This window comes from Kitasatospora sp. NBC_00374, assembly GCF_041434935.1.
Classification (GTDB): domain Bacteria; phylum Actinomycetota; class Actinomycetes; order Streptomycetales; family Streptomycetaceae; genus Kitasatospora.
In genome coordinates this window covers 3,125,598-3,143,355 of sequence record NZ_CP107964.1, presented here as the reverse complement: position 1 = coordinate 3,143,355, position 17,758 = coordinate 3,125,598, and the positions used below count along the sequence as shown (strand labels likewise).

The following is a 17,758-nucleotide window of genomic DNA, read 5'->3' as shown; positions in this document are numbered from 1 at the left end:
GGGCAGCCGGCCCGCCCCGGATGCCCGCACGGGTGCGGGAACCGCAGCTCGGCGGCGAAAAAAGATGGGTAACGTTCTGGCACAGTCCACGGTGTGGAATGCCACGAGGGCCGGACCCCTTCCGGGATCCGGCCCTCGTCGTCACACGCACCGCGGTCGGCGTACCACTACGGCGCCGGCAGCCAGCCCGTCTGCACGGTCTGACCGGCGGTGATCCGGCGCGAGACGAAGACGCCTCGGCCCGGCGGCAGCGGCTGCGGCTTGGCGGTGCCGAGCAGCGCGCCCTCGCCCTTGTCGCCGGAGAGCAGCACGCCCTGGCCGCCCAGCTCGCGCATCCGCTGCATGACCGGCTCGAACAGAGCGCGGCCGGCACCACCGGCGCTGCGCGCGATGATCACGCGCAGACCGATGTCACGGGCGAACGGCAGGAACTCGGCCAGCGGGGCCAGCGGGTTGCCCGACGCGGTGGCGACCAGCTCGTAGTCGTCCACGATCACGAACATGTCCTTGCCGCTGTACCAGCTGCGGTTGCGCAGCTGCTCCGGCGTGACGTCCGGACCGGGCAGGCGGCGGGAGCAGGCCCCGCGCAGCATCTCCACGATGGAGGTCATGGCGGGCGCCGCCGCCGCGTACTCCACCAGGTACTCCGGCGGCACCACGCCGAGCAGCGAGCGGCGGAAGTCGCCGATCACGATGCCGGCCTGGTCCGGGGTGTACCGCTCGGTGATCTGCTTGATCAGCATCCGCAGGACCGCCGACTTACCCGACTCGCTCTCACCGAAGACGATGAACAGCGGGTCGGACTCGAAGTTGACGAAGACCGGCGCCAGCTCGACCTCGTCCACGCCGAAGGCGACACCCAGCTCGGGGTGCTCGAAGCCCTTCGGCAGGCTGTTGCCGTCCAGCACCTGCGGCAGCATCCGGACCTGCGGGGCCCGCGGGCCCGCCCAGGCGGCGTTGACCTGGGCGACCAGGTCGGTGACGCCGTCCGCCAGGTCCTCGATCAAGGAGGAGCCGTCCAGCCGGGGCAGACCGCCCAGGAAGTGCAGCTTCGCGGCGGTCAGACCGCGGCCGGGCGCGCCGGCCGGGACGTTCTGCGCCACCTTGCGGTCGATCTCCGACTCCATCGAGTCGCCGAGCCGCAGCTCGGTGCGGTTCTGCAGCAGGTCCTTGAGGGCCGGCCGGACCTCGGCGTACCGGGCCGCCGTGAGGATCACGTGGACGCCGTAGCCGAGACCGCGCTGGGCGATGTCGGCGATGACCGGCTCCAGGACCTCGAACTCCTGCTTGAAGGTCAGCCAGCCGTCGATCATCAGGAAGACGTCGCCGAACTGCTCGTCCGGCAGCTGGCCGGCCGCCCGCCTGGTCCGGTAGGTGCCGATGGTGTCGATACCGGTGGCCCGGAAGAGCTCCTCCCGGCGGTTCAGCACCCCGTGCACCTCGCTGACCATGCGACGGACCTTCTCGACGTCCAGTCGCCCGGCCACGCCGCCGACGTGCGGCAGGTCGGCCAGTGCGCCGAAGCCGCCGCCACCGAAGTCGAGCAGGTAGAACTGCGTCTCGACCGGGGTGTGGGTGACCGAGAAGCCCGCCACCATGGTGCGGATCATGGTCGACTTGCCGGACCGCGGACCACCGACGATCAGACCGTGACCGGCCGCCCCCGAGTAGTCCTGGTACAGCACGTCGCGGCGCTGGTCGCGCGGCTTGTCGACGATGCCGACCGGCACCACCAGGCGGCCGAGCGCGCCGTACTCCGGCGAGGTCAGACCGCGGTCGGCGGTGGCCTGCAGCGGCGGGACCAGCTGGTCGACGCTGGGCGGCTCCTCCAGCGGGGGCAGCCACACCTGGTGGGCCGGCGGGCCCTGGCTGAGCATCCGCGCCACGAACACGTCGAGCATGGTGTCGAGCAGCGAGTCGTCGATCTCCTCGACCTCCTCGATCACCTCCTCGACGACCGGCTCGATGATCGGCACCTCGGAGGCGGTGAACAGCACCGGCAGTGCGGTGACCGTCGCGCCGCCGCTGGTGCGCTGCTGGCCCGGCGGCCGGTACGGGCCGGACACGTACGCGGCCCGGAACCGCTCCATCACGTCGGAGCCGAACTTCAGGTAGCCGACGCCGGGGACCGGCGGCAGGTGGTACGCGTCCGGCACGCCGATCGCGGCCCGCGACTCGGCCGCGGAGAAGGTCCGCAGACCCAGCCGGTAGGACAGGAAGGTGTCCAGACCGCGCAGCTTGCCCTCTTCCAGACGCTGCGAGGCGAGCAGCATGTGCATGCCCAGCGAACGGCCGATTCGGCCGATCTGGATGAAGAGGTCGATGAAGTCGGGCTTGGCGGTGAGGAGTTCGGAGAACTCATCGATGATCATCACCAGCGAGGGCAGCGGGTCGAGCGCCGCACCGGCGGCGCGGGCCCGCTCGTACTCGTTGATGTTGGCGTAGTTGCCCGCCGCGCGCAGCAGCTCCTGGCGGCGGTTCATCTCGCCCTCGATCGCATCACGCATGCGGTCGATGAGGGTGGCCTCGCCCTCGAGGTTGGTGATCACCGCAGCGGTGTGCGGCATCTCCGACATACCCGCGAAGGTGGCGCCACCCTTGAAGTCGGCGAGGACGAAGTTGAGGATCTCCGAGGAGTGCGTCACCGCGAGGGCCAGCACCAGCGTGCGCAGCACCTCGGACTTGCCGGAACCGGTGGCGCCGACGCACATGCCGTGCGGCCCCATGCCCTCCAGCGAGGCTTCCTTGATGTCCAGCCAGACGTACTCGCCGTTGGTGCCCACACCCAGCGGCACCCGGAGCTTCTCGCGCAGGGGCTTCGCCCGCCAGTGCCGGGCCGGGTCGAAGGTGCCCGGGTCGCCGGTGTTCATCATCTCGGTGAAGTCCATGCTGACCAGCGACGGGTCGCCGTCGTCACCGCCGGCCGACACCCGGAACGGGGCCAGCTGGCGGGCCAGCGCCTCGGACTGCCAGACCGACAGCACGTCGGGCTTGCCCGAGTAGGAGGCGCCCGAGGCGGCCTCCAGCAGCAGCTCGTCCTTGCCGACGGTGATCATCAGGTGGCCGCCGGGCTCGTCCAGGTCGCCGGGGACGACCTCCAGGACGGTGACGCCCTGGACGCCCTCGACGCCGCCGAGGACCGAGTCCTGCGGCACGGCCGCGCCGTCCATGATGACCACGATGTGCGGCTGGTCGGGCGAGGGCACGGTGTCCCGCGAGAAGCCCTTGCGGCCGGCCAGCTCGTCGGCCAGCAGCTCCTCCAGCTCACCCAGACCGGTGGCGATCAGGCGGCGCGAACCGGCGCCGTCGTTCTCCTTGCGGTGCTGGGTGTGCGGCAGCCACTTCGCCCACTCCCACTCGTCCACCGCACCCGGCGCGGCGGCGACCGCCACGATCAGGTCCTCGGGGGAGTGCAGGGTGGTCAACTGGGCGAGCATCGCCCGGACGTTGCCGTACACGGCGTCCGGGTCCCCGGACACCATGATGTGGTAGAAGGCGCGCAGCGAGACCGACAGCGGCAGGTCCTGCAGGGTGCCGTGGGCCTTGATGAAGGTGCCCATCGCCTCGGCCGCGAGCGGCTCCAGCTCGTCCATCGGCGCGGTCTGCGGCGCCCGGATCGGGGTGGACAGCTGCTGCGGCCCCCGCCCCAGTCTGATCTGGGCGAAGTCCGCGTCGCCGGGCCTTCGTTCCCACAGCCGCCGGCCCTCGGCCACGATCGACCAGAGCTGGTCCGGCTCGGGGTGCGTGAACAGCAGCGAACCACGCTGGTGCTCCGCCGTGCGGCGGACCTGGCGGCGCATCTGCTGCAGGTACTTCAGGTAGTCGCGGCGCTCGTCCGCGGTACCCGCACTGCCTCCCTTGCGCGCCTTGACGATCTGGGCCACCGCCATACCGGCGGTGGAGGCGACCATCAGGACACCCATCATCTTCATCGGGCCCTGGGCGCCCGGCGAGAAGAAGAAGGCCGCCGATCCGCCCATGCCGAGCAGCGGCAGCAAGGACATCATCCAGTCCTCGCCGCCGCCGCGGGGCAGCTCTGGTGGAGCCACCAGCTCCACCGGCTCGTCCGGTACCGGGGGCGGATACGCCCGCGCCGGACGCTTGACGGTTACCACGCTCATGCGACCGCCTCGTACTGCTCGCTCACCACGGCATCAGCCCTCACGCAACTGGGATACGTACGGGTGAGGGCGCCCCGTGTGATGACGCCGCCCCCGCTCCGCCGACCGCAGGCGCTCCAGGGGGGATCTGCGTTCGTCCGCCCCCGTACGCCTCGCGCAGGGGCTGATCCTACTGCTCGGCTCGGAACATTCGGCCAGGGGGGCGGACTGTGCGACCGTCAGCCGTCCGCGGGCGATCTGTCGCGCAGTCAACCGGGCACCGACCGCGCCGGGAGGCCCAGGGGGTGGCGCGCGGGGCGGGCCGGGCTGGCGGTAGGGTGTCGCCGCGCCAACTCTCGGCCGGATCGTGCCAGTTCCGGACCGGCCGGATCAGCGGGCGCCTAGCTGACGTACCGACACAGTCAACAAGGGGGAGGTCTCCGCGTGAGCGAGCACCGCGAGCTAGCCAATGGGGGCTGCGCGATGCGCGAAGCGCCCGCCGAGGTCTACGAGGTGGGCGCATGAGCGGAAACGCCACGACCGGCTTCTGCCGGGTCACCGTCGTCGCTCCGGACAGCAGGATCGATGTCGCCCTGCCGGAGGACGTCCCGCTCGCGGACATCTACCCCGAGGTGCTGCGGCTCTCCGGGCAGACCCAGGTGGACGGGGCGCCCACGGGCTTCCACCTGGTGCGCCGCGACGGCACGGTCCTCGACAGCGGCCTGCCGCTGTCGGCCCAGCAGGTGCGCGACGGGGACCTGCTGAGCCTGCGCCCGTTCGCGGAGTCGCTGCCGCCGGCCGTCTACGACGACGTGGCCGACGCCATCGCCAAGGCCGTCGAGGCCGACCGCCGGTTCTGGAGCGCCGACCTGATGCGGGCCTTCGGCCTGATCGGTGCCGCGGTGCTGCTGACCCTGCTGGGCTTCGCCCTGTGGTACTCCGACGTGCACCACGACATGTACGGCCTGCCCGGCATCCTCTCCGGCGTCACCGCCGTGGTGCTGGTCGCCTACGCCGGTGTGCGGGCCCGGGTCTACGACGACCACGACGCCGCGCTCGCGCTCGGCCTCGGCGCACTGCCGCACACCCTGATCGCGGGCTCGGGCGTCATCGCCGTCGCCCACAGCGGCGACGGCCCCGGCCGCCTGCAGTTCCTGGTGGGCTGCGTGGCCGTGCTGATCGTCGCGGTGCTGCTGGTCGGCCTGCTGCCGGAGAAGGACTCGGTGTTCGTCGCCGCCGCCTTCCTGGCGGGTGCGGGCACCCTCGCCACCTTCGCCGCCGTGCTGCTCCCGGGCACCCCGGCCAGCCACATCGCCGCCGTCACCGGGGTCGGTGCGGTCGCCGCGATCGGCTTCCTGCCGGCCCTCTCGGCCCGCTTCGCCCGACTGCCCGTCGGCTTCAGCGCCCCCGGCCAGACCCGCACCCGCGGCACCTCCTACGCGGAGGAGGCCGACCACGCGGAGACCGTCCAGTACGAGCGGATCGCCCACCAGGCCCGCCGCGGCCACGAGGTGCTGGTCGGCCTGGTCGGCGGCTGCGCGGCCACCATCGTCGGCGCCTGCGCGGTGCTCGGTTTCAGCGACGGTTCGTTCGGCGAGCTGCTCGCGCTGACCCTCGGTGTGTCGACCATGCTGCGGGCCCGGCTGTTCCGCTACACCGCCCAGGTCTTCAGCCTGACCGTGGCCGGCCTGGCCGGCCTGGGCCTGCTGATCCTCGGCCTGTCGCTGCACACCCCGCTGTTCCTGCTGAAGTCCGGCGAGACCGCGATCGACCTGCGCACCGTCTGGCTGTCCGCGTCGATCGCGTTCGGTGCCGCGGTGCTCACCGCGATCGCGCTGATCGTTCCCAAGCAGGGCGTGTCGCCGTTCTGGGGCCGTATCCTCGACATGATCGACGGCCTGATGCTGATCTCGCTGGTGCCGCTCGCGCTGGCCGTGCTGAACATCTACGCCCTGGTCCGCGGCGCCACCAGCTGACCGCGGCCGCAGAGCCTCACCCGGCGCCCGCCGCTGCCCCCTGTCAGGGGCGCCGGCGGGCGCTGGTACTCTTGGTCAGTCCGGGCTCTGTCAGATTCTGTGTTGCCTACCAGGATCGCTCGGAAAATCTTTGAAGGAGTTGCAGTGGCTCTCGACGCCGCCGTCAAGAAGCAGATCATCGCCGAGTTCGGCCAGAAGGAGGGCGACACGGGCTCTCCGGAGGTCCAGGTCGCCATGCTGTCGCGCCGCATCTCGGACCTGACCGGCCACCTCAAGCTGCACAAGCACGACCACCACTCGCGTCGTGGCCTGCTGATCCTGGTCGGCCAGCGTCGCCGCCTGCTGCAGTACCTGGCCAAGAAGGACATCGAGCGTTTCCGTACCCTGGTCGACCGCCTCGGCATCCGCCGCGGCGCCGCCGGCGGCGCTCGCTGAGTACCGCACCGTGGGGCGGCTCCCCTTCCCGGGGAGCCGCCCTTCGGCACATCCGAGCCGCAGACACCGACGGATTTCCCCACGCGTGGCAATCACCGGATCGGTAGGGTGTGAATTTGTAAGGTGAAGGGCATGCCCGGTCATGACGGCGACACGACGCCGCAAGAACCGGGGCAGCTGCACCGGCACCACAAGCGGGCCGCTGGCTTCAAACGGAAGCCGCCCGCACCAGGGGAGCGTCCACACGCGACCACCTACCAGCAGGCCAGAGGCGCCGGTCCTCGGTAGTGGCCCCCGGGAGTCCCACGAACGGACGGCCCGGAGGCTTCGATCGAAGACCGGCCCAGACTGCCCGGGCCATCGGTAGGCAAAGCGCAGGGGCGCTCCTCGGGAAACGTACGAAAGAGGAGATCTTCCAGGTGGAAGAGAACGTGTTCTACGCCGAGGCCGTCATCGACAACGGCAGCTTCGGCACCCGTACCATCCGCTTCGAGACCGGCCGGCTGGCCCGTCAGGCCGCCGGCTCCGCCGTCGCCTACCTGGACGACGACACCATGGTGCTGTCGGCCACCAGCGCCTCCAAGCAGCCGAAGGAGCACTTCGACTTCTTCCCGCTGACGGTGGACGTCGAGGAGCGGATGTACGCCGCGGGCCGGATCCCCGGTTCGTTCTTCCGTCGCGAGGGCCGGCCCTCCGAGGACGCCATCCTCACCTGCCGCCTGATCGACCGCCCGCTGCGCCCGTCCTTCGTCAAGGGCCTGCGCAACGAGATCCAGGTCGTCGTGACCGTCATGGCGCTCAACCCCGACCACCTGTACGACGTGGTGGCCATCAACGCCGCCTCCGCGTCCACCCAGCTGGCCGGCCTGCCGTTCTCCGGTCCGATCGGCGGCGTCCGCGTCGCGCTGATCAAGGGCCAGTGGGTGGCGTTCCCGACCCACAGCGAGCTCGAGGACGCCGTCTTCGACATGGTCGTGGCCGGCCGTGCGCTGCCGGACGGCGACGTCGCGATCATGATGGTCGAGGCCGAGGCCACCACCAAGACGATCAAGCTGGTCGAGGGCGGCGCCGAGGCGCCGACCGAGGAGGTCGTGGCCGCCGGCCTCGACGCCGCCAAGCCGTTCATCAAGGTGCTGTGCGCCGCGCAGGCCCAGCTGGCCGCCCAGGCCGCCAAGCCGACCGGCGAGTTCCCGGTCTTCCTGGAGTACCAGGACGACGTGCTCGCCGCGCTGACCGCCGCCGTCAAGCCCGAGCTGGCCAAGGCGCTCACCATCGCCGGCAAGCAGGACCGCCAGAACGAGATCGACCGCATCAAGGCGATCGCCGCGGAGAAGCTGCTCCCCGAGTTCGAGGGCCGCGAGAAGGAGATCGGCGCGGCCTACAACGCGCTGACCAAGAAGATCGTGCGCGAGCGCGTCATCAAGGACAAGGTCCGCATCGACGGCCGCGGCGTCACGGACATCCGTACGCTGGCCGCCGAGGTCGAGGCCATCCCGCGCGTGCACGGCTCGGCCCTGTTCGAGCGTGGCGAGACCCAGATCCTGGGCGTCACCACCCTCAACATGCTCCGCATGGAGCAGCAGCTCGACACGCTCTCCCCGGAGACGCGCCGCCGCTACATGCACAACTACAACTTCCCGCCGTACTCGGTCGGCGAGACCGGCCGCGTGGGCTCGCCCAAGCGCCGCGAGATCGGCCACGGCGCGCTGGCCGAGCGGGCGATCCTGCCCGTGCTGCCGACCCGCGAGGAGTTCCCCTACGCGATCCGCCAGGTCTCCGAGGCGCTGAGCTCCAACGGCTCCACCTCGATGGGCTCGGTCTGCGCCTCGACCATGTCGCTGCTGAACGCCGGTGTGCCGCTGAAGGCCGCCGTCGCCGGTATCGCCATGGGCCTGATCTCGCAGGAGATCGACGGCGAGACGCACTACGTCACGCTGACCGACATCCTGGGCGCCGAGGACGCGTACGGCGACATGGACTTCAAGGTCGCCGGTACCCGCAACTTCATCACCGCCCTGCAGCTGGACACCAAGCTGAACGGCATCCCGGCCTCCGTGCTGGCCGCCGCGCTGAAGCAGGCCAAGGACGCCCGTCTGCACATCCTCGATGTGATGAACGAGGCCATCGACGCGCCCGACGAGATGTCGCCGAACGCGCCGCGCATCATCACCATCAAGATCCCGGTGGACAAGATCGGTGAGGTCATCGGCCCCAAGGGCAAGATGATCAACCAGATCCAGGAGGACACCGGCGCGGACATCACCATCGAGGACGACGGCACCATCTACATCGGTGCGGTCGACGGTCCCTCGGCGGAGGCTGCCCGTACGACGATCAACCAGATCGCCAACCCGACCATGCCGGAGGTCGGCGAGCGCTACCTGGGCACCGTGGTGAAGACCACGACGTTCGGCGCGTTCGTCTCGCTCATGCCGGGCAAGGACGGCCTGCTGCACATCTCGCAGATCCGCAAGCTCGCCGGTGGCAAGCGCGTGGAGAACGTCGAGGACGTGCTGGCGGTCGGCTCCAAGGTCCAGGTCGAGATCGCCGAGATCGACCCGCGTGGCAAGCTCTCGCTGATCCCGGTCGTCGAGGGCGAAGAGGGCGGCGAGGCCGCGTCCGAGTGACGCTGCCCTAGTTCACCCCGCGGCCCGCACGCCACACGGCGCGCGGGCCGCACCCTGTTGTCTCCCCAGTTCTTACGGAGGTCCACCCGTGGCTCAGGCCTCGGCAGCGAAGCAGCGTCCCGGCACCACCCGGACCCTGCTCAAGGGCGTCGACGGCGCCGGCACGGTGCGCCGCACCGTCCTCCCCGGCGGCCTGCGGGTCGTCACCGAGACCCTGCCCACGGTCCGCTCGGCGACCTTCGGCATCTGGGTCGGCGTCGGCTCGCGGGACGAGACCCCGGTGCTCAACGGCGCCACCCACTACCTGGAGCACCTGCTCTTCAAGGGCACCGAGCGACGCTCCGCGCTGGAGATCTCCTCCGCGCTGGACGCCGTCGGCGGCGAGATGAACGCCTTCACTGCCAAGGAGAACACCTGCTACTACGCGCGGGTGCTCGACACCGACCTGCCGCTGGCCATCGACGTGGTCTGCGACATGCTCACCGGCTCGCTGATCCGCCCCGAGGACGTGGAGGCCGAGCGCGGCGTCATCCTCGAGGAGATGGCGATGGCCGAGGACGACCCGGGCGACGTGGTGCACGACCTCTTCGCCAAGGTCATCTACGGCACCGCCCCGCTCGGCCGCCCGATCCTCGGCACCCAGGAGACCGTCACCGGCCTCACCCGGGACCAGATCGCCGGCTTCTACCGCCGCCGGTACAAGCCCGAGAACCTGGTCGTCGCGGCCGCCGGCAACCTCGACCACGCCAAGGTGGTCCGGATGGTCGAGCGGGCCTTCGCGCCCGTCCTGGCCAAGTCCACCGGACACCCGGCCGAGGTACGGCGCGGCGTCAAGGCGGTCCGTACCGCGGGCCGCGCCGAGGTGCTCAACCGCCCGACCGAGCAGGCCCACCTGGTGCTCGGCGTCCCCGGCGTGCCCCGCCACGACGACCGGCGCTGGGCGATGGGCGTGCTCAACGCGGCGCTCGGCGGCGGGATGAGCTCGCGCCTGTTCCAGGAGGTCCGGGAGAAGCGCGGCCTGGCCTACTCGGTCTACTCCTACTCCTCCTCGTACGCCGACAGCGGCCTCTTCGGCATCTACGCCGGCTGCCAGCCCAAGCGGATCGAGGAGGTGCTGAAGATCTGCCGGGCGGAGCTCGCCCGGGTGGTCGAGGAGGGCATCACCGAGGAGGAGCTGCGGCGCGCGATCGGCCAGCTCTCCGGCTCCACCGTGCTCGGCATGGAGGACACCGGCTCGCTGATGAACCGGATCGGCAAGGCCGAGATCAGCTACGGCCACCACCTGTCGGTGGACGAGATGCTGGACAAGATCGCGTCCGTCACCCTGGCGGACGTCCACGAGGTGGCCCGTGACGTGCTGGGGGCGCACCGGCCCTCGCTCGCGCTGATCGGCCCGATCAACGACAAGCGGGCCGCCAGGCTCGCCGACCTGCTGGCCTGAAGGGACTCCCCAAGATGACGCTGCGTGTCGCCGTGATCGGCGCCAACGGCCGGATCGGCTCCGAGGCCGTCAAGGCCGTCGAGGCCGCCCCCGACCTGGAGCTGGTCGCCACCCTCGGCCGTGGCTCCGACCTGTCGGAGCTCACCGCGGCGGGCGCCGAGGTCGCCGTCGAGCTGACCCACCCCGACGCCGTGATGGCCAACCTCGACTACTGCCTCCACCACGGCGTCCACGTGGTCACCGGCACCACCGGCTGGAACGACGAGCGGCTGGCCACCGTCCGCGGCTGGCTCGACGAGGCCCCGCGGACCGGCCTGCTGATCGCCCCGAACTTCTCCATCGGCGCGGTGCTGGCCATGCAGTTCGCCCAGCAGGCGGCCAAGTACTTCGAGTCGGTCGAGGTGGTCGAGCTGCACCACGACAACAAGGCCGACGCCCCCTCCGGCACCGCCACCCGCACCGCCCAGCTGATCGCCGCGGCCCGGGAGAAGGCCGGCCTGCCGCGCCAGTCGGATCCGACCACCCACGGCCTGCCCGGCGCCCGCGGAGCCGATGTGGACGGCGTCCCCGTCCACTCGGTGCGGCTGCGCGGACTGCTGGCCCACCAGGAGGTGCTGTTCGGCGACGCCGGCGAGACCCTGACACTGCGCCACGACTCGCTGCACCACAGCTCGTTCATGCCCGGCATCCTGCTCGGCGTGCGCACCGTGGTGGACCGCCCCGGCCTCACCCTCGGCCTCGAACACTTCCTCGATCTGTGAGCCCCCGATGACCTCGCGCACCGGTTTCTTCGTGCTGTCCGCGGCCCTGCTGGTGGTCGCGGCGATGTGCGTCCTCGAAGGCGTCCAGCTGATCGCCACCGGCGAGCCGCTCGGCATCGGCCTGGGCGCCTGCGCCTTCGTGATCCCGGGCATCGGGATCTGGTTCCTGCGCCAGACCGTCCGCTTCGGCCGCGCCAGCGAGCGGCTCGCGAAGGAACTGGAGGCCGAGGGCGGCCTGCCGGTGGACGAGCTGCGGCGCACCGAGGGCGGCCGGATCGACCGCGCCTCGGCGGACGAGGTCTTCACGCGCCGCAAGGCCGAGGCGGAGGCCGCCCCGCAGGACTGGCGGGTCTGGTTCCGCCTCGCCGTGGCCTACGCCGACGCCGGTGACACCCCGCGCGCCCGCAAGGCCATGCAGCACGCCATCAGGCTGAATCCGGTGGCCTAGCCCGACCTCGGTAGGCTTGCCGCCGTCACCGACTTCACCATCTCTGGAGGATCTTCGCGTGAGCGACGACGTGGGCACCGCCCCGCAGTTCCGTAGCGACGTCACGGTGGACCTGGTCCGCAGTGCCGCCGCCGACTCCGACGTGGTCTGGGCCGCCCGGGTCTCGACGGCGGGCGAGCAGTCCCTGGAGGCGCTCCAGCAGGACCCCGAGAAGTCCGCCGGGCTGATCAACTTCCTGATGCGGGACCGTCACGGCACCCCCTTCGAGCACAACTCGATGACCTTCTTCATCAGCGCCCCGATCTTCGTCTTCCGCGAGTTCCACCGCCACCGCAGCGGCTGGTCCTACAACGAGGAGTCCGGCCGCTACCGCGAGCTCCAGCCGGTCTTCTACGTCCCCGGGGCCGACCGCAAGCTCGTCCAGGAGGGCCGCCCCGGCCGGTACGAGTTCGTCGACGGCACCGAGAAGCAGCACGCCGTCGTGGCCGAGCAGATGGCCGCCTCCTACCAGGCCTCGTACCTGGCCTACCAGGAGATGCTGGAGGCCGGCGTCGCCCGCGAGGTGGCCCGCGCCGTCCTGCCGGTCGGCCTGTTCTCCTCGATGTACGCCACCTGCAACGCCCGCTCGCTGATGCACTTCCTCTCGCTGCGCACCAAGGCCGAGCACGCCAAGGTGCCGTCCTTCCCGCAGCGCGAGATCGAGATGGTCGCCGAGCAGATGGAGGCCAAGTGGGCGGAGCTCATGCCGCTCACCCATGCGGCCTTCGAGAAGCACGGCCGCGTCGCGCCCTGACCTGGACAGATAGGCATATGGGCGGGCTGTCGGACATGTCCGGATTGCAGCTTTTCACCCCGCTCCCTACGCTCAGGACACGGATTCCGGTGCTGCATGAACCCCCGAGCATGCAGCACCGGAATCCCACGTCGTGGCGGCACCTCCACCCCGTCTGCGCCCCTCCCCGGGCGGCCCCTCCTGTCCGAACAGTGGACCGAGATGGCTGCCCCCCTGGGGCCTACGAGTAGTTTTGGACCCATGGCTCCGACCTCCACCCCTCAGACGCCGTTCGGCCGGGTACTGACCGCGATGGTGACCCCGTTCACCGCGGACGGCGCCCTCGACCTCGACGGCGCGCAGCAGCTGGCCGCGCACCTCGTCGACGCCGGCAACGACGGCCTCGTGCTCAACGGCACCACCGGCGAGTCCCCGACCACCAGCGACGCCGAGAAGGCCCAGCTGGTCCGCGCCGTGGTGGAGGCGGTGGGAGACCGGGCGCACGTCATCACCGGTGTCGGCACCAACGACACCCACCACAGCGTCGAGCTGGCCCGGCAGGCCGAGGCGGCCGGTGCGCACGGCCTGCTCTCCGTCACGCCGTACTACAGCAAGCCCCCGCAGGAGGGCCTGTACGGGCACAACATCGCCGTCGCGGACGCCACCGGCCTGCCCGTGATGCTGTACGACATCCCCGGCCGCACCGGTGTGCCGCTCAGCCACGAGACCCTGGTCCGGCTCGGCGAGCACCCGCGGATCGTCGCCAACAAGGACGCCAAGGGCGACGTCGGCGCCGCCTCCTGGGCCATCGCGCGCTCCGGTCTGGCCTGGTACTCCGGCGACGACATCCTGACCCTCCCGCTGCTCTCGGTCGGGGCCGTCGGCGTGGTCAGCGTGGTCGCCCACGTGGCCACCGCCGAGATGCGCAGCATGATCGAGGCCTTCACGGCCGGTGACAGCGCCAAGGCGCTCGCCGTCCACCAGAGCCTGCTGCCGGTCTTCAGCGGTATGTTCCGTACTCAGGGAGTCATTCTCAGCAAGGCCGCGCTCAACCTCCAGGGCCACCCGGCCGGCCCGCTCCGCCTGCCCCTGGTCTCCGCCACGGACGACGAGATTGCCGTTCTGAGGCAGGATCTGGCCGCCGGCGGGGTACACCTGTAACTGACAAGACGTGCGCGCCCCGGATCGCCGAGCCCCCAAGGCCCGCCGCTGGACCGGAACGAAGGCGCGAAGGCACAGATGCCTGGCAAGTAGGAAACCAACGACGGACGCACGCCATATGTCTCCAGGGGCGGACCCGGACATATGGCGTGCGTCGTGAGGAGAGTCTTTTGAGCCACCCGCACCCCGAACTCGGCGCACCCCCCGCACTCAAGGAGGGCGCCCTGCGCATCACTCCGCTCGGCGGTCTCGGCGAGATCGGCCGAAACATGACCGTGCTGGAGTACGGCGACCGGATTCTGATCATCGACTGCGGTGTTCTCTTCCCCGAGGACGAGCAGCCCGGCATCGACCTGATCCTGCCGGACTTCAGCTACATCCGGGACCGTCTCGACAAGGTCGACGGCATCGTCCTGACCCACGGGCACGAGGACCACATCGGCGCCGTCCCGTACCTGCTCCGGGAGAACCCGGACATCCCGCTGATCGGCTCCAAGCTGACCCTCGCCCTGATCGAGGCCAAGCTCGCCGAGCACCGGATCCGGCCGTACGTGCTGGAGGTCGCCGAGGGCGAGCGCGAGCGCATCGGCCCGTTCGACTGCGAGTTCATCGCCGTCAACCACTCCATTCCGGACGCCCTCGCCGTCGCCGTCCGTACCCCGGCCGGCATGGTCGTCGCCACGGGCGACTTCAAGATGGACCAGCTGCCGCTGGACGGCCGCCTCACCGACCTCCCGGCCTTCGCCAAGCTGGCGGAGGAGGGCATGGACCTGCTGCTGGTGGACTCCACCAACGCCGAGGTCCCCGGCTTCATCCCGCACGAGCGGGACATCTCCGCCGCGCTGCGCAACGTCTTCTCGAGCGCTGAGAAGCGCATCATCGTGGCGTCGTTCGCCAGCCACGTGCACCGCATCCAGCAGGTGCTGGACGCCGCGCACGAGCACAAGCGCAAGGTCGCCTTCGTCGGCCGCTCGATGGTCCGCAACATGGGCATCGCGCGCGACCTCGGCTACCTGAAGGTTCCCGGCAACCTGGTCGTCGACGTCAAGACGCTGGACGACCTGCCCGCGGACAAGGTGGTGCTGGTCTGCACCGGATCCCAGGGCGAGCCGATGGCGGCGCTCTCGCGGATGGCCAACCGGGACCACCAGATCCGGATCGTCGAGGGCGACACCGTCGTCCTCGCGTCCTCGCTGATCCCCGGCAACGAGACCGCGATCTACCGCGTGATCAACGGCCTGACCCGCTGGGGCGCCAACGTCGTCCACAAGGGCAACGCCAAGGTGCACGTCTCGGGCCACGCCTCGGCCGGCGAGCTCCTGTACTTCTTCAACATCTGCCGGCCGCGCAACCTGATGCCGGTCCACGGCGAGTGGCGCCACCTGCGGGCCTGCGCGGACCTCGCGATCAAGACCGGTGTTCCGAAGGAGCGCACGGTCATCGCCGAGGACGGCGTCTGCGTCGACCTGGAGAACGGCGTCGCGAAGATCGTCGGCAAGGTCCAGGCGGGCTACGTGTACGTCGACGGGTCCTCGGTCGGCGACATCACCGAGGCCTCGCTCAAGGACCGCCGCATCCTCGGGGAGGAGGGCTTCATCTCCGTCTTCGTGGTGGTCGACTCGACCAACGGCAAGATGGTCAGCGGCCCGACCATCCAGGCCCGTGGCTCCGGCATCGACGACAACGCCTTCGGGCCGGTCGTGGCCAAGCTGGAGGAGGCGCTCACCCGCTCCGCCAACGACGGTGTGCTGGAGGTCCGGCAGGTGCAGCAGCTGGTCCGGCGGACCATCGGCAAGTGGGTGGCGGACAACTACCGCCGCCGGCCGATGATCCTCCCGGTGGTCGTCGAGGTCTGACGGCTTGCCCGGCCCGACCCCGGCCGGACCCGGTTTGACGTGGGGCAGCCCGGAGCGTAATGTTCTCCGGGTTGCCCCGCGGCCGTTCGGAATCAGAGATGAATTCGATTCGGAGCCCGGGAAAACGGCCCGAGAAACTCTGCTAGAGTTCGGGAGCGCCGAAAGGCCGAAGCGAAATCCGATGAATGAAACTCCGGAAAGCGGAGCGGAAAGCATCTGATAAGCTTGAAACACGAAAGAACGAAGCGCCCGGAGGGCCCGCTGGAAGGCGGTCCGAAGGAAGTGTCCGTTCCTTGAGAACTCAACAGCGTGCCAAAAGTCAACGCCAGATATGTTGACATCCCCGGCCGGTCCTTCGGATCGGTTGGAGATTCCTTTAGTAACAAAACACTAGCGAGGACGCAGTGCGCGGGGCCGCCCTATTCCGGTGGTTGCCGTGCCGCTCAACGCGAGTGGTTACCGGATGACCGGTAGACATTCACGGAGAGTTTGATCCTGGCTCAGGACGAACGCTGGCGGCGTGCTTAACACATGCAAGTCGAACGGTGAAGCCCTTCGGGGTGGATCAGTGGCGAACGGGTGAGTAACACGTGGGAAATCTGCCCTGCACTCTGGGACAAGCCTTGGAAACGAGGTCTAATACCGGATATGACCTGTCCTCGCATGGGGGTGGGTGTAAAGCTCCGGCGGTGCAGGATGATCCCGCGGCCTATCAGCTTGTTGGTGGGGTAATGGCCTACCAAGGCGACGACGGGTAGCCGGCCTGAGAGGGCGACCGGCCACACTGGGACTGAGACACGGCCCAGACTCCTACGGGAGGCAGCAGTGGGGAATATTGCACAATGGGCGAAAGCCTGATGCAGCGACGCCGCGTGAGGGATGACGGCCTTCGGGTTGTAAACCTCTTTCAGCAGGGAAGAAGCGCAAGTGACGGTACCTGCAGAAGAAGCACCGGCTAACTACGTGCCAGCAGCCGCGGTAATACGTAGGGTGCGAGCGTTGTCCGGAATTATTGGGCGTAAAGAGCTCGTAGGCGGCCTGTCGCGTCGGATGTGAAAGCCCGGGGCTTAACCCCGGGTCTGCATTCGATACGGGCAGGCTAGAGTGTGGTAGGGGAGATCGGAATTCCTGGTGTAGCGGTGAAATGCGCAGATATCAGGAGGAACACCGGTGGCGAAGGCGGATCTCTGGGCCATTACTGACGCTGAGGAGCGAAAGCGTGGGGAGCGAACAGGATTAGATACCCTGGTAGTCCACGCCGTAAACGTTGGGAACTAGGTGTTGGCGACATTCCACGTCGTCGGTGCCGCAGCTAACGCATTAAGTTCCCCGCCTGGGGAGTACGGCCGCAAGGCTAAAACTCAAAGGAATTGACGGGGGCCCGCACAAGCAGCGGAGCATGTGGCTTAATTCGACGCAACGCGAAGAACCTTACCAAGGCTTGACATATACCGGAAAGCTGCAGAGATGTAGCCCCCTTGTGGTCGGTATACAGGTGGTGCATGGTTGTCGTCAGCTCGTGTCGTGAGATGTTGGGTTAAGTCCCGCAACGAGCGCAACCCTTGTTCTGTGTTGCCAGCATGCCTTTCGGGGTGATGGGGACTCACAGGAGACTGCCGGGGTCAACTCGGAGGAAGGTGGGGACGACGTCAAATCATCATGCCCCTTATGTCTTGGGCTGCACACGTGCTACAATGGTCGGTACAAAGGGCTGCGATGCCGCGAGGCGGAGCGAATCCCAAAAAGCCGGCCTCAGTTCGGATTGGGGTCTGCAACTCGACCCCATGAAGTTGGAGTTGCTAGTAATCGCAGATCAGCATGCTGCGGTGAATACGTTCCCGGGCCTTGTACACACCGCCCGTCACGTCACGAAAGTCGGTAACACCCGAAGCCGGTGGCCTAACCCGTAAGGGGAGGAGCCGTCGAAGGTGGGACCAGCGATTGGGACGAAGTCGTAACAAGGTAGCCGTACCGGAAGGTGCGGCTGGATCACCTCCTTTCTAAGGAGCACATAGCAGCTTCGGACGAATGTTCCGGAGTGCTCGCTCATGGGTGGAACGTTGACTATTCGGCACACACTGGTCCTGGGGACTGCGAGTACTGCTTCGGCGTGGAAAGCGAATCCTGGGGTTGGGTGTGTCGGGCACGTTGTTGGGTCCTGAGGGAACGGCCGGTTGGTCG

The 17,758-nt window shown here is 69.2% G+C and carries 10 protein-coding genes and 1 rRNA gene; 10 read left to right on the top strand and 1 reads right to left on the bottom strand.

All coding sequences use genetic code 11. The annotated features are described in order from the left end of the window. Positions 1 to 167: 167 nt before the first annotated feature. A complete protein-coding gene (gene eccCa, locus OG871_RS14060; RefSeq protein ID WP_371497095.1) occupies positions 168 to 4,121 on the bottom strand; it encodes a type VII secretion protein EccCa in 3,954 nt (1,317 codons plus the stop codon). 500 nt (positions 4,122 to 4,621) lie between these two features. Between eccCa and eccD the strand changes: the two genes are divergently transcribed. The 10 genes from eccD (at position 4,622) to OG871_RS14010 (ending at position 17,577) form a co-directional block, all read left to right on the top strand. Beyond that, complete coding sequence (gene eccD / locus OG871_RS14055) at positions 4,622 to 6,076, top strand: type VII secretion integral membrane protein EccD (protein ID WP_371497093.1); 1,455 nt, start codon at positions 4,622 to 4,624, stop codon at positions 6,074 to 6,076. 144 nt (positions 6,077 to 6,220) lie between these two features. Continuing rightward, the gene (rpsO, locus tag OG871_RS14050; protein ID WP_350643483.1) at positions 6,221 to 6,511 is read left to right on the top strand and encodes a 30S ribosomal protein S15; all 291 of its coding nucleotides are present in this window, start codon (positions 6,221 to 6,223) and stop codon (positions 6,509 to 6,511) included. Between the two features lie 419 nt (positions 6,512 to 6,930). Beyond that, entirely contained in the window at positions 6,931 to 9,138 is a 2,208-nt protein-coding gene (locus OG871_RS14045) for a polyribonucleotide nucleotidyltransferase (protein WP_371497092.1), read from the top strand. 88 nt (positions 9,139 to 9,226) lie between these two features. Further along, positions 9,227 to 10,579 carry a M16 family metallopeptidase gene (locus tag OG871_RS14040; protein ID WP_371497091.1) on the top strand — a complete coding sequence of 451 codons (1,353 nt, stop codon included), beginning with the start codon at positions 9,227 to 9,229 and terminating at the stop codon, positions 10,577 to 10,579. A 14-nt stretch (positions 10,580 to 10,593) separates the two neighbouring features. Next, the gene (gene dapB / locus OG871_RS14035) at positions 10,594 to 11,340 is read left to right on the top strand and encodes a 4-hydroxy-tetrahydrodipicolinate reductase (protein ID WP_371497089.1); all 747 of its coding nucleotides are present in this window, start codon (positions 10,594 to 10,596) and stop codon (positions 11,338 to 11,340) included. Positions 11,341 to 11,347: 7 nt separating this feature from the next. After that, positions 11,348 to 11,788: a tetratricopeptide repeat protein gene (locus OG871_RS14030; RefSeq protein ID WP_371497088.1), complete on the top strand. Its 441-nt coding sequence runs from the start codon at positions 11,348 to 11,350 to the stop codon at positions 11,786 to 11,788. A gap of 58 nt (positions 11,789 to 11,846) precedes the next feature. After that, positions 11,847 to 12,581 carry an FAD-dependent thymidylate synthase gene (thyX, locus tag OG871_RS14025; RefSeq protein ID WP_371497087.1) on the top strand — a complete coding sequence of 245 codons (735 nt, stop codon included), beginning with the start codon at positions 11,847 to 11,849 and terminating at the stop codon, positions 12,579 to 12,581. Positions 12,582 to 12,821: 240 nt separating this feature from the next. Continuing rightward, positions 12,822 to 13,721, top strand: coding sequence for a 4-hydroxy-tetrahydrodipicolinate synthase (dapA, locus tag OG871_RS14020; RefSeq protein ID WP_371497086.1), 900 nt, complete (start codon positions 12,822 to 12,824; stop codon positions 13,719 to 13,721). Between the two features lie 170 nt (positions 13,722 to 13,891). Then, entirely contained in the window at positions 13,892 to 15,577 is a 1,686-nt protein-coding gene (locus OG871_RS14015; protein WP_371497084.1) for a ribonuclease J, read from the top strand. A 477-nt stretch (positions 15,578 to 16,054) separates the two neighbouring features. Continuing rightward, positions 16,055 to 17,577: ribosomal RNA gene (locus OG871_RS14010) — 16S ribosomal RNA — on the top strand. Positions 17,578 to 17,758 lie beyond the last annotated feature (181 nt).